This window comes from Shewanella sp. KCT (assembly GCF_007636505.1).
Lineage (GTDB): Bacteria > Pseudomonadota > Gammaproteobacteria > Enterobacterales > Shewanellaceae > Shewanella > Shewanella halotolerans.
Genome location: NZ_LVDJ01000003.1, coordinates 462,458 through 474,389 on the forward strand (window position 1 = coordinate 462,458; position 11,932 = coordinate 474,389).

Annotated in this window: 18 protein-coding genes; all 18 read left to right on the forward strand. The window is 51.1% G+C overall.

Features of this window, described 5'->3' with window-relative positions:
* Positions 1-22 precede the first annotated feature (22 nt).
* The 18 genes from AYI87_RS06900 to AYI87_RS06980 all read left to right on the forward strand — a co-directional run bounded on the left by AYI87_RS06900 (position 23) and on the right by AYI87_RS06980 (position 11,778).
* Positions 23-451, forward strand: coding sequence for a DUF5675 family protein (locus AYI87_RS06900; RefSeq protein ID WP_144200717.1), 429 nt, complete (start codon positions 23-25; stop codon positions 449-451).
* On the forward strand, positions 451-768 hold the full coding sequence (locus AYI87_RS06905) for a hypothetical protein (protein ID WP_144200719.1): 318 nt from the start codon (positions 451-453) through the stop codon (positions 766-768). The genes AYI87_RS06900 and AYI87_RS06905 overlap by 1 nt, the downstream gene beginning before the upstream one ends.
* Positions 765-1,319, forward strand: coding sequence for a hypothetical protein (locus tag AYI87_RS06910; protein WP_144200721.1), 555 nt, complete (start codon positions 765-767; stop codon positions 1,317-1,319). The genes AYI87_RS06905 and AYI87_RS06910 overlap by 4 nt, the downstream gene beginning before the upstream one ends.
* The gene (locus tag AYI87_RS06915; protein ID WP_144200723.1) at positions 1,319-1,531 is read left to right on the forward strand and encodes a hypothetical protein; all 213 of its coding nucleotides are present in this window, start codon (positions 1,319-1,321) and stop codon (positions 1,529-1,531) included. Before AYI87_RS06910 ends, AYI87_RS06915 begins: the two co-directional genes overlap by 1 nt.
* On the forward strand, positions 1,524-1,850 hold the full coding sequence (locus tag AYI87_RS06920) for a DUF2730 family protein (protein WP_144200725.1): 327 nt from the start codon (positions 1,524-1,526) through the stop codon (positions 1,848-1,850). Before AYI87_RS06915 ends, AYI87_RS06920 begins: the two co-directional genes overlap by 8 nt.
* Positions 1,851-1,852: 2 nt before the next feature.
* Positions 1,853-2,149: a helix-turn-helix transcriptional regulator gene (locus AYI87_RS06925; protein ID WP_144200727.1), complete on the forward strand. Its 297-nt coding sequence runs from the start codon at positions 1,853-1,855 to the stop codon at positions 2,147-2,149.
* Positions 2,150-2,151: 2 nt separating this feature from the next.
* A complete protein-coding gene (locus tag AYI87_RS06930) occupies positions 2,152-2,400 on the forward strand; it encodes a hypothetical protein (RefSeq protein ID WP_144200729.1) in 249 nt (82 codons plus the stop codon).
* The gene (locus tag AYI87_RS06935; protein WP_144200731.1) at positions 2,393-2,965 is read left to right on the forward strand and encodes a DUF3486 family protein; all 573 of its coding nucleotides are present in this window, start codon (positions 2,393-2,395) and stop codon (positions 2,963-2,965) included. Before AYI87_RS06930 ends, AYI87_RS06935 begins: the two co-directional genes overlap by 8 nt.
* On the forward strand, positions 2,965-4,596 hold the full coding sequence (locus AYI87_RS06940; RefSeq protein WP_260865095.1) for a terminase large subunit domain-containing protein: 1,632 nt from the start codon (positions 2,965-2,967) through the stop codon (positions 4,594-4,596). The genes AYI87_RS06935 and AYI87_RS06940 overlap by 1 nt, the downstream gene beginning before the upstream one ends.
* Positions 4,596-6,230, forward strand: a complete 1,635-nt coding sequence (locus tag AYI87_RS06945) for a DUF935 domain-containing protein (protein WP_144200733.1) — start codon at positions 4,596-4,598, stop codon at positions 6,228-6,230. The genes AYI87_RS06940 and AYI87_RS06945 overlap by 1 nt, the downstream gene beginning before the upstream one ends.
* A complete protein-coding gene (locus AYI87_RS06950; RefSeq protein ID WP_144200735.1) occupies positions 6,230-7,672 on the forward strand; it encodes a phage minor head protein in 1,443 nt (480 codons plus the stop codon). Before AYI87_RS06945 ends, AYI87_RS06950 begins: the two co-directional genes overlap by 1 nt.
* Positions 7,665-7,922: a hypothetical protein gene (locus AYI87_RS06955; RefSeq protein ID WP_144200737.1), complete on the forward strand. Its 258-nt coding sequence runs from the start codon at positions 7,665-7,667 to the stop codon at positions 7,920-7,922. The genes AYI87_RS06950 and AYI87_RS06955 overlap by 8 nt, the downstream gene beginning before the upstream one ends.
* Positions 7,922-8,404 carry a phage virion morphogenesis protein gene (locus tag AYI87_RS06960; protein WP_144200739.1) on the forward strand — a complete coding sequence of 161 codons (483 nt, stop codon included), beginning with the start codon at positions 7,922-7,924 and terminating at the stop codon, positions 8,402-8,404. Before AYI87_RS06955 ends, AYI87_RS06960 begins: the two co-directional genes overlap by 1 nt.
* A 144-nt stretch (positions 8,405-8,548) precedes the next feature.
* Positions 8,549-8,818 carry a hypothetical protein gene (locus tag AYI87_RS06965; RefSeq protein ID WP_144200741.1) on the forward strand — a complete coding sequence of 90 codons (270 nt, stop codon included), beginning with the start codon at positions 8,549-8,551 and terminating at the stop codon, positions 8,816-8,818.
* 316 nt (positions 8,819-9,134) lie between these two features.
* Positions 9,135-9,719, forward strand: a complete 585-nt coding sequence (locus AYI87_RS06970) for a DUF6338 family protein (RefSeq protein WP_144200743.1) — start codon at positions 9,135-9,137, stop codon at positions 9,717-9,719.
* Between the two features lie 12 nt (positions 9,720-9,731).
* A complete protein-coding gene (locus AYI87_RS21190) occupies positions 9,732-9,908 on the forward strand; it encodes a hypothetical protein (RefSeq protein ID WP_186300571.1) in 177 nt (58 codons plus the stop codon).
* A gap of 190 nt (positions 9,909-10,098) precedes the next feature.
* Complete coding sequence (locus AYI87_RS06975; protein WP_144200745.1) at positions 10,099-11,310, forward strand: phage protease; 1,212 nt, start codon at positions 10,099-10,101, stop codon at positions 11,308-11,310.
* A 69-nt stretch (positions 11,311-11,379) separates the two neighbouring features.
* A complete protein-coding gene (locus AYI87_RS06980; RefSeq protein ID WP_144200747.1) occupies positions 11,380-11,778 on the forward strand; it encodes a hypothetical protein in 399 nt (132 codons plus the stop codon).
* Positions 11,779-11,932 lie beyond the last annotated feature (154 nt).

Genomic DNA, 11,932 nt, shown 5'->3' on the forward strand with positions numbered 1-11,932 from the left:
CGTTCACTGTCTCGGTTTTTTTATGCGCCAACTTCAACTTACGCTTTTCCGCCGCTACTTTTCCCACGGTACCTTTGGTGAATTGAAAGACGCCAATGGGCGGCTGTTAGCGGTGACAGTTGAATGCCCTTGGGAGAATAACCAGAAAGGCATCAGCTGCATTCCTGAAGGTACCTACCAGCTACAGCGCCATGTTAGCCCAAGTAAAGGCGATTGCTTCGCCATTATAGGCCCTTCACATGGTGTTACCTTGTATGGTCCAAGTCAGCGTACCCATTGCTTAATTCATATTGCTAATCGTGCCAGTGAGCTTGAGGGCTGTATCGCCCCAGGCAAACGCTTTGGCTCGGTTGGTGATGAATGGGCGGTTTTGTCCAGCCGTCAGGCGCTTGATGAGTTGCGAGAACTTATCGGCGACAACGACTGCACTTTGGTCATTAGAGGGCAGTAATGGCGTTTATCAATCACAGCCAGGTGCGCAGTGCGGTCAATAGCTCACCCATTGCCCCCAAGCCTCGGCGCATTCGCAATCGAGTTTATCGCCGATGCGCCAAGGATGGCTTTGATGATCGGATGAAAGCCGAGCTGGCTGGCGAGGTGCCCGCGCAGCCAAGGCTCTATAGCCACCACTCGACCCGGCAATACTACTTCAACATCGGCTGGCAGGCCGTCACCGAAATGCACATTCTGCGCGCCAAACAGCGGCAACAAGCGCAACCACTTATGCGCTCTCACTTAGGCGCATCCAAACAAGGGGGAGTCCAATGAGTTGGTTTGATGATTTCGACTTGGGTAAAACCATAGGTGCCATTGCGCCATTAGCGGGGAAAATTATCGGTGGCCCCTATGCTGCCTTAGCCATCTCGGCAGTACAGCTGGCCCTGGGCAGCGATGAAACCGAGCCAGAGGCGCTGGCCAAGCAAATCAAAAACGCCACACCAGAGCAGCTTATTGCCCTGCGCGGTATCGATAGCAACCTCAAAACCAAGCTCAAAGAACTCGATATCAAAGAGCAAGATCTTGAGTACCAGGACAGAGCCAATGCCAGAGAGCTGATCAAACTCAGCGCATGGCCGCAGATCGCCTTGTCTGGCTTATTTGTGATTGGCTATTTCGTGGTGACTGGCTTGCTGGCCTATTACGCCGTGAGCTTTAACGATGGCCAGGAAGTTAATCCGCTTCTATTTGGCATGCTCGGTACCGTTGTCGGTGTACTGACCGCTGCGATTCCACAAATCCTTAACTTCTGGTTTGGCTCATCTAAAGGCAGCCAGGATAAAAACCAGATGTTCAATCAAGTAAAGCAAGGGAAGGTTTAATGAAAGCAGAGGACTGGGCCACCAAGATGGAGATGCGCGAACGCGAAGCCTGTATCAGCAAGAGCCGCGCATCGGCCCCCAAGGGCAACGGTATTTGTACTGACTGTTTAGAGTCAGTCGAGGTGCAGCGCGGCAATGCCCTGCGTTGTATCAGTTGCCAGGAAGATCATGAGCTGCGCTTAAAGCAACGAACAGGGGGCCGCCGTGGCTAATGCATTTGAGTTTATCAACGCCAACTTTAAATGGCTATCAGCACTGGGCTATCTGGCGTTTATGGGCTTGTTCGCCTGGTTCCATGTGCGCTTTACCCCGCGCAAAGAACACGATCAACTGCATGAACGGGTGGGCAACTTAGACCAGCAGATGACCCAGGTACAAGCCGACATAAAACATTTGCCTAAGCAAAAGGATATTAATCGGTTGGACAACACGCTAAGTGGCCTCACAGAAGCCATCACGGCGACAAAAAATGGCATAAACCGCCTCGAAAAGAAGACTGATCTGCTGCTGGAAAACGAATTAAGGAAATAACAATGGCACTACAAGACATCATGAAAGAGCATCAGCGGCTGGTGATTCTGCGCCTGCTGGCAGAGGTGCCAGGCTTCGATTTAAATGAGTCCATCTTGCAAGATGGGCTGATTGCATATGGCCTGGATATCAGCCGCGATGGCCTGCGCACTCAGCTTGCCTGGTTGGAAGAGCAAGGGCTGATTCGCCTTGAAAAGCTGGGCGCTACGCAAAAGGCGGTGCTGACCAGTCGCGGTGAAGATGTGGCAACAGGCCGTGCCGTGGTACCAGGCATCAAGCGCCCTCGGGCTGGGGAGTGATTATGGCCAAATTAAATAAGGGAGAATTAGAAGGAATCCGATTGCTGGCAGACTTATTTGTCATTAGAGACCTTCAGAAAAATGTACTTTCCAAACATGCTGTAATCGTCCCACATCTTGAAGAATTGGAATCCAATTTAAAAAAGGCAGTGCCTAAAGTTTTTGCTGCTGAGGTTGAATTTAAAAAGCAAATCAATCAGGTCAGAAAGTACTGGCTGCAAAAGTTAACAGAGGGTGAATGCCATGACTGACACCCCAACCCGTGGCCGTCGCTCTAAGGTCGATCTACTGCCTGATGATATTCGCAAGCGTTTGGATGCTGGTTTGCGCGATGGTTCTATCACACAGGCCGAACTGCTAGAAGAGGTCAATGCGCTGATAAAAGCTGCTGGCCTACCCGAAGAGCAGCAGCTGTCCCGTGCGGGGATCAATCGCTACGCCACCAAGATGGAGGCCGTGGGCAAGAGCCTGCGAGAGATGCGTGAGATCACTCAGGTATGGACGGCAGAGCTGGGCGATAAGCCCACCGGCGAAGTCACCAAACTCATTTTAGAGATGGCCCGTTCACAGCTGTTTAAGGCCCTGTTAAACGAGTCTGAAAGTGGCGAAGCCGCCGATGTGGGCATGATTAAGGAGGCCATGCTAGCCGTGCAGCGTCTGGAAAGTGCGGCCATGGCCAGCCATAAGCGCGAGAAAGAGATCCGCAAGCTGTTTGCTGAAGAGGCGGCCAATGCGGCAGAGAAGGTGGCAAAGTCCGCTGGCTTAACTAAAGCAACTGTGGCTCAGCTTAAAAATGAAATCCTGGGGATAGCTTGATGTCTATTAAGGCCACGGTTCGATCGGCAGTACTTGGCGTTGCGCTTGCCCTGGGTTCAGGTAGCGGTTTTGATCCTGAATACGAGGCCAGTTGCCTACGCCAGTTTGATCCTAAAGAGGTGCTGCTGGGGTACCAGAAGCGCTGGATAGCCGATGAGTCACCGCTAAAGATCGCCGAAAAGTCACGCCGTACCGGCTTAACCTGGGCCGAAGCCGCCGATGCTTCGTTAACTGCTAGTACCGCCCGTGGTCAGGGCGGTACCAATCACTTCTATGTGGGCAGTAACAAGGAGATGGCGCGTGAGTTTATCGACGCTGCAGCCATGTGGGCCAAGGTGTTTGACAAAGCAGCGGGTGATATCCAGGAAGAGGTGTTTGAAGATGAAGGCAAGGATGGTAAAGAGATCCTCTCCTTCTGCATCTACTTTGTCTCTGGCTTTAAGATCCAGGCGCTGTCATCAAACCCGTCCAACCTGCGTGGTATGCAGGGTAATGTGACCATCGATGAGGCGGCGTTCCATGACCGCTTAGCGGAAGTGCTCAAGGCGGCCTTGGCACTGACCATGTGGGGCGCAAAGGTGCGCCTCATCTCTACCCATAACGGCATCGATAACCTATTCAACGAGCTGATTAATGATTCCCGAGCGGGCAAAAAGGACTATTCGATCCATCGAATCACCTTAGATGACGCCTGTGCCGAGGGCTTATACCAGCGTATCTGCCAGGTGCGAGGAATTGAGTGGAGCCAGCAAGCAGAGGACGAGTGGAAGGCGGGCCTACTCAAAGGCACGGCCACCGAAGAGGATGCCCTGGAAGAATATGGCTGCGTGCCTAAACAAGGCGGTGGTACCTACATTAAACGGGTATTGATTGAAGAGGCCATGGTGAAAGATGGCTCAATCCCCATCTTGAACTTCACCGCACCGAAAGATTTTGAGACCTGGTCTGATGCCCACAGGCATATTCAGGTCAAAGAGTGGTGCGAGCAGATAAAACCTCACCTAGACAAACTTAACCCCTTATGGAATCACGCGTTTGGGGAAGACTTTGCCCGCCGTGGTGATTTGTCGGTATTTGTGCCCCTGGAGATAAAACCTGACTTAAGTAAGCGTACGCCGTTTGTGATGGAGCTGGCTAAGTTGCCCTATGACACGCAAAAGCAACTGCTGTTTTACTTGTGTGATCATCTGCCGCGTCTGCAAGGTTTAGCCTTTGACGCTACAGGGAACGGTGGCTACTTGGCCGAGGCGGCCATGTTCCGTTATGGCACAGAGATGGTTGATCAGGTGATGTTGTCTGAAGCCTGGTATCGAGAATGGATGCCCAAACTAAAAGCTGAGTTTGAGGATCTGAATCTGACTATCCCGCGCCACCAGGATGTGCTCGATGACATGGGCAAAATCAAGGTGGTTAACGGCACCCCGAAAATTGATAAAGGCTCAGATAAAAGCGCGGTAACAGGCCAGCAGCGCCACGGTGACTTTGCCGTGGGGTTGGCAATGGCGATTCGGGCCAGCTGGATGGAGGGAAGCGTGATCGAATACACCCCACTTCCAGGCAAAGCCAGCCGAGATGATAACGAACTCGATGACGACCTCTATGCAGGCAGTTATGAACAAGGAGCCTACTAATGGCTGAAACCACTCCTACCGACACTCATACCGACAAGAACGGCACCCGTTATAAGGTGAGCGAGAAGCAGCTGTCACAGCCTCAAACTGACAAGGCTAGGCTTGCTCATCTGCAGTCTCACTATGCCAGTCATCCCAGTCGCGGCCTAACCCCGGCTAAGTTAGCGGGTCTATTACAGCTGGCAGAACAGGGGGATTTGATCGCCCAGTGTGAGATGGCCGAAGACATGGAAGAAAAGGACGGCCATATTTTCTCTGAGCTGCAAAAACGCCGCCGGGCACTGCTGGGTGTGGACTGGCAAATCGTGCCACCACGTAATGCCAGCGCCGCCGAAAAGGCCGATTGTGAACGTTTGCATGAGTTGCTTGATGACCTGTCGATTTTGGATGATCTCATCTTCGATATGTCAGACGCCATCTTAAAAGGGTTTTCAAACAGTGAGATTGTCTGGCAACGCCAGGATAAGTTATGGATACCCGAGGCGTTTAATTTCAAAGACCCCAGCTGGTTTATGCTGCCTGGCAGCGAGAGTGGTCTGAGCCGTAACGAGTTACGCCTTAGAGATAACAGCCTGCATGGTGAGGCATTGCAGCCCTTTGGTTGGGTTAGCCATATCCATAAAACCAAGTCGGGGTATTTAAGCCGTAATGGCTTGGCAAGGGTGCTCGCATGGCCATACCTATTCAAAAACTACAGTGTGCGCGACCTCGCCGAGTTTTTAGAGATCTACGGCTTGCCGCTGCGACTGGGTAAATACCCATCTGGTGCTGGTAAAAGCGAAAAGGCCACCCTGCTGCAGGCGGTAATGAGTATTGGCCACAATGCGGGCGGCATCATCCCCAAGGGGATGGAGATCGACTTTACCGAGGCTGCTAAGGGGGGCAAAGATCCGTTTGAATATATGGTCTCATTAATGGAGAAAACCATCTCCAAGACCATCCTGGGCGGCACGCTCACTAGCCAAGCCGACGGCAAAAGCTCCACCAATGCTCTGGGTAATGTGCACAACGAAGTGCGCCAGGAACTGCGCGACTCAGACCTTAAGCAAATCGCTAATACCCTCAGCCGCGACTTAGTGCTGCCGCTGTATATGCTCAACTGTAAAAGCTATCGCCACAGCAGTCGCGCGCCACGGCTTGAGTTTAACCTGGTTGAAGCTGAAGACATTAAGGCGTATGCCGATGCGCTGCCCAAACTGGTCGAGATAGGCTTTGCCATTCCGCAGTCCTGGGCGCAGGAGCGACTGCAGATCCCCATTGCGCAAAAGGATGAGCCTGTATTGTCTGTTGGTGGCAAATCGTCAGTAGTGGATGCTAGCCAGGCAAAGCTTAAGCAACTGGCGTTTAAGCGTATCGTGGCGCTTAAACGCCAATCAGGGCTGCAAGATAAATCAGAAACGGATGTCGATGATATTGATTTAGCCAGTCAGCAGCTGCAGCGCGAAATGGCACCGATACTGGCGAGCTTTACCGAAGATATTCGCGTTTTGGTGGAGCAAGCGCAGTCACTTGAAGAGTTACAACAGGCGTTGGCCGAGCTGGATTTGAACATCGAAGAGGCCAGTGAGATTTTACAGCTGGCTATGATATCTGCAGACCTTGCTGGTCAGTATGATGTAAGCGAGGGGCGCTGATGCCGCGAACCTCAACACTACGCCCACAATACGGCAGTTTGCCATTTGCCGAGCAGATAACTTTCTTTCGTGGAAAACTAAATCTGTCTAGTGAGCGCTGGGCCGATGTGTGGCAAAGCGCCCACAATGGCGCCTTCAGTGTGGCGGGGGCAATGAAAGATGATCTGCTTAATGACTTTAGGCGCGCTGTCGATGCCGCGATTGCCGATGGCAAGTCCCTCAATTGGTTCAGGCGCGAGTTCGATGCCATAGTCGCCAAACATGGTTGGCAGCATACTGGCAGCGCGGCCTGGCGCTCGAAGGTGATCTTCGATACTAACATGCGTCAAAGTTACAACGCTGGCCGCTACGAGCAACTGCAGCAATTTGATTATTGGCGCTATGCCCATGGTGACAGTCGCTATCCGCGAGAGTTGCACCTTAAGTGGCACGACACCATTTTGCCTAAAACAGATCCCTGGTGGGCTACTCACTTTCCTCAGAACGGCTGGGGTTGTAAGTGCCGAGTCTATGGCGTCAGTCAGCACGAACTAGAGCGCCGTGGCCTTAGCGTCAGCCAACGGCCAGAAGACGGTAGCCGCGAATGGCTCGACAAAGTGACAGGTGAAGTACATAAAGTGCCGAAAGGCATAGATCCAGGTTTTGACTACACCCCGCAGCGCGAGGTGAATCTTGCTAAGGTCCAGCAGCTTGCAAAGCAAAAGGCGGTGGTTTATCACGCGCCAGAACGTTTGGTACCTAGCGCATTCAGTACCGTTAATGGCGTTAACGTCGACAGTCTAAACCAAGTATTAACCGCCATGGCCGATACCAAATCGGCACCACAAGTGGCTAAGCTGGCTGAGTTCATCAAGGCACATGACATCAAAAGCGTATTTGTTAAACAAGCCGAAATGGGGTTATATAACAAAGGCGCGAAGGCCATTGAGCAGGCTGTTAAGGGGTACCTTAAACCTAGCCATTATCATGCAAGGTACCTTTATGCGCTCAGGGGTTACAAAACCACCAGAGGCTTTACTTCTAAAGGTTTCGATCATGTTGTGGTTAAGGTGGGGGCCACCATTAAGCTGGCCAAAGTAGATATTAACGAGCTGCGCCAATTGGTGCCCTTGGCTCATGAGTTTCAAAAACGTGGTAAGTCCGAGTTCTCAATGTCCCACATCGTTAGAACCTATGGAGAGGCTAAAGACCACGGCGGCACTATCGTCACTTGGCTACATGAATTAGGCCATCAGCTACACTATAAGGCAGGTGGGCCTAATGCGCCCGATATAGCAGGGCTAACCCGTTACGGTGGAAGTAACTCTGCGGAGTGGCATGCGGAACACTTTGCTGCCTGGGTGCTCAATCGTGATGCCCTAGCCGCGTTTAATGCTGATATTGCCGATTATTTTGATAACCTAGTAGCACAAGCAATTGCCAATGGAGGCCACCGTGAATAAAGCATTCGCCGCCATGCTCGCCAGAGCCGAGGCTGATCCACAGCAGGGCCTGCCCACGCCGCTGATTGACGCCGCCATAGTCATTGTTAACGACAATGCCTTAAGCTATCGAGACAAGCGCCAACAGATTGAGGCGTTAGCGCAGCAGGCCAACGGGCGTGAACAAGAACTGTTTGGTGAAGTGTGGGAAAGCCTTATTGCAGCAACGCCAATCGCTGAGCGTATTGCCGCCGATGGAGACCTTGAGTAGTGGCCGGAGCGTCAATAAAGGTCAGTGTTAGGGGCGAGCGACCTATCGCTAAGGCCCTCAATCGCCTACTTAAGCGGGGGCAAAATCTGACTCCTGTGCTGGGGGATATTGGCGAGTATCTGCTGCCCAGCACTCAGCAGCGATTTGTGGATATGCAAGCGCCCGATGGCTCCCCCTGGGCAGAACTCAGTGGCACTACGGTAGAGATGAAAGCGGCTAAGGGCGCGCGGTTAGACCGTATCCTTACGGACTCGGGTACCCTGGCAGATACCCTGCATTATCAAATCAGCAGTGACACCTTAAGCCTGGGCAGTAACCAAGAGTATGCCGCCATACAGCAGCTCGGTGGCATCACAGCCCCCAACAGCATGATCCCCGGTGTTGAAATTCCCGCCCGCGAGTTTCTGGGTATGGCCCCGTTTGAAAAGAATGAGGTAGAGGCCATGGTGGCAGGGTATCTGGCTCAAGCTATTGGTTCATAAATAAGTATGAAGGTCTATTATCGTATTACGATTGTCGCCTGGCTGGGCAAGTTACCGAGCAAGTATGAGTTGATTGAATTTTAGCCGTGCTACAAAATGACTGGAGTCAGCATGGCTTTTCAGTTTGTTATCTAGGGGGCATTTTTGCTTGAGTTCATTGGTTATTTGTTGATAGCAATCGTATGCATTCCCATTATCTTCGTGGCTGTGAATATGATTATGGCTGCCATATGGATTCCAATTGGTAAAGCGATAGATTACTTGCACCGCTTTCCAATAGGCAGATTGATATTGGCACCGTTAATATTTGTGAGTGCTGGCATAGCTGGCATGCGTCTCTTTGCATCGCTAACATTTGGTGTAATCATCGGTATTGTCGGCGTGTATGTGCTGCTTATGGAAAAGGACGACTAAAGGGGGTGAGAAGTAGCAGGGCTAGAAGTATAAATCTGAAACTCATGCGATAGAGGGAACAATCTAACGGATAGGTGATCCCTGAATGCCTTGCCCAGCATTACTCTTTATAAAGTAATTTTCCCGCACGAGCGTTAGCTTTAAGTTTGCTTGCAGACCTTATCAATGTCCTCAAACGCGATTTAAGCGCTTCAAATGGTTTTTGCATCTGCTAGTATTCTTCGCCCCCCGTTAAAAGCGCTAAGAGAGATTTAAACGGGGTTTAAACTGGGTTATGCTTGGCCTCACACTATAGATTGCAGAAAAAGGACTTAACTTGAACATTTGGGAGCTGGATAAGCTTTATATTTTTATCATGTTCGTCATACCAGGGTTTGTAACATTAAAAAGTTATGAGTTAATGCATCCTGATGAACGCAGGGATTCATCGAAACAAATTATCGATGCTGTCGCGTTTAGCTGTGTCAACTATGCCCTATTGTTTTTGTTCATATTGGGTGTTGAGAAGTCTAGTTTAAAGCAATCATGTTTCGTCATGTATGCACTTTTCTACTTGTTTGTGCTTTTTGTCTTTCCAGTATTTCTGGCCTTTATATGGAAAAAAATCAGACAGTCTGAATGGTTTTTGAAGCACGCCCCACATCCTGTTGGTAAACCTTGGGATTTTGTTTTTTCACAGCGCAAGACTTATTGGGTTAAGGTTCACCTCAAAGACAAAACAGTTATTGCAGGGTATTATGGTGCGAACTCATTTAGTTCGAGTTCTCCCGCACCTGAGCAAATATATCTTGAAGAGGCATGGATATTGACCAAAGGTGGAGGTTTCGAAAGAAAGAAAAATCGAACTGCTGGAGTAATTATATTATCAAGTGAAATATCGCATGTAGAGTTTAAAAGCTAAGGAGAGTGACAAATGAATGACAATAAGTTGAATGAAGGATATAGACCTGAGCCTATCATAGGGAATGGTTACAAACCAACACAACCTAGCGGTACTGGGGATTCGAGCAATAATGGTGTTCCGCACACTGGATATACACCTACAAATACGGGTGAAAACCCAACGAATACACCACCAGGAGATGATTGAGATGACTAATTCGAACAATCAATCTCAAGATGTCCAAAAAGGTTATCAACCTCCAAAGTCAGATTCGGATCAATCTAATAGTAATAGTTCAAATAGCAATAACTCTGGTCGTACGCCGCCTGGTGACGATTAACTAATTCCCGAAACCTTTCCAATCCCCTCCTAACCAATGGCCCCGCATCATGGGGCCATGAAAACCAATACCGCTTTTGAATCAATTGCAGCGCTGACTGCCCAAACCGCTCACTTGGCGGCAGAGGGCGAGTCGCTGGCGGCGCTCAACTTTACCTTGGCCGCCATCGATGCTGACAACACTGGCGCCGATAATAGCATCGCTCGTCGGGTGCAGCTGCTGCCTGATGGCCTGTTTTCGGCCAAGGATGGCCGCCCCTTTGATGTAGTAAGCGGCAAATGGCTAATGGACGAGGTGGCCTTTGCCATGCTGCAGGCCAACGCTAACGCCCGCGAAAATGATTTCCATTTTGACTACGAGCACCAAACCCTCAATGCCGATGAGAACGGCAAGCCCGCGCCTGCTGCTGGCTGGTTTAAGCAACTAGAGTACGTGACAGGGGAAGGGGTGTTTGCCCTTAATGTCGACTGGACAGCACCCGCCGCCCAATTCATTGCCAACAAAGAATATCGCTATGTCTCGGCGGTGTTCGCCTATGACACCCAAAGTGGTCGTCCCACTCGTTTACTCCATGTTGCCCTGACCAATGACCCCGCGCTCGATGGCATGAAAGCCATTGCCGCACTTAAGGCCGGTCATGGCAGAACTGAAGCTAACCCCACGAAAACCAACCCTACAGAAACTCACTTTATAGAAGGAAGCCAATCGATGAATGAAGCACTCAAGCTGTTACTGGGTTTAATTGGCATCGACAACCCCGGTGACTTAAGCAACGAAGCCGCCCTTAAAGCCGCGACGGATAAAGCCGAAACCGCCATTGCGGCTCTCAAAACTAAGGCTGACCGCGCTGGCACCTTAGAAACCGAGCTCAATCAGGCAAAAGAAACCGTGACCGCGCTTAAGGCCCAGAGCGGCAATGTTGATTTGAGCAAGTTCGTGCCCAAAGCCACCTATGACGCCCAGGTAACTGCTTACGCTGCCCTGAAAGCGGGTAATGACAAAGACAGCGTTACCCAGCTGCTTAAAGACAACGTCGACAAGGTGTTTGAGTCGGAAACCGATTACCTCACCAGCTTTGCTGAGCAACAGGGGGTCGCCGCGCTCAAGTCCATGCTTGAAGCTCGCCCATCCATTGCAGCACTCAAAACGACCCAGACCAAGGGTAAAGACAAGCCTGATGGCAACGAGGGTGCCTTGACTGCAGAAGAGCTTGCCGTCTGCAAGCACATGGGCATTACCGCTGAAGAGTATAAGGCGGCAAAAGTCTAATTCTGCTTACTCAATCGCGCTGCGCGCCATGGCGAGCAGTCACTTAAACCTAGCAAGAGGAGCCTATCCATGGCGTTAACCAAAGACAGAGGCACGCCATCTCGTGCCAACGATTTACGCAGTGACCCAGTGGCGGCGGCAGTGATGATTTATGCCGGTGCGATTGTGATGCTCAACGCCGCAGGTGATGCGGTGCCCGGCGCAACTGCCACAGGCTTAACCCCCCGTGGTGTTGCCCAGGAGCAAATTGATAACAGCGTCGGTAATGCCGGTGATATGAGCGTGCCAACCCGTAACGGTTGTCATCGTTTCTTAAACGATGCCTCTATCACCCGCGCCGATATCGGTGCCACCGCCTATGTGGTGGACGATGAAACCGTGGCCAACAGTGACGGCGGCGGCACTCGCAGCGCCCTGGGCACCATTGTCGATGTTGAGGCAGTGGGTGTGTGGGTGGATATCGCCTAGCGACTAACGCTTGCAGCCGTTTAGCCCTGGCTGAGCGACAACCCGACTTAGTAATTTATTAGTAGAAGGAATCAGCAATGATCATTAACAAGGCCAATTTAGCCTCTCTGTTTGCTGCCGTTAAAACGGCGTTTAACAAGGGGTTAAAAAACAC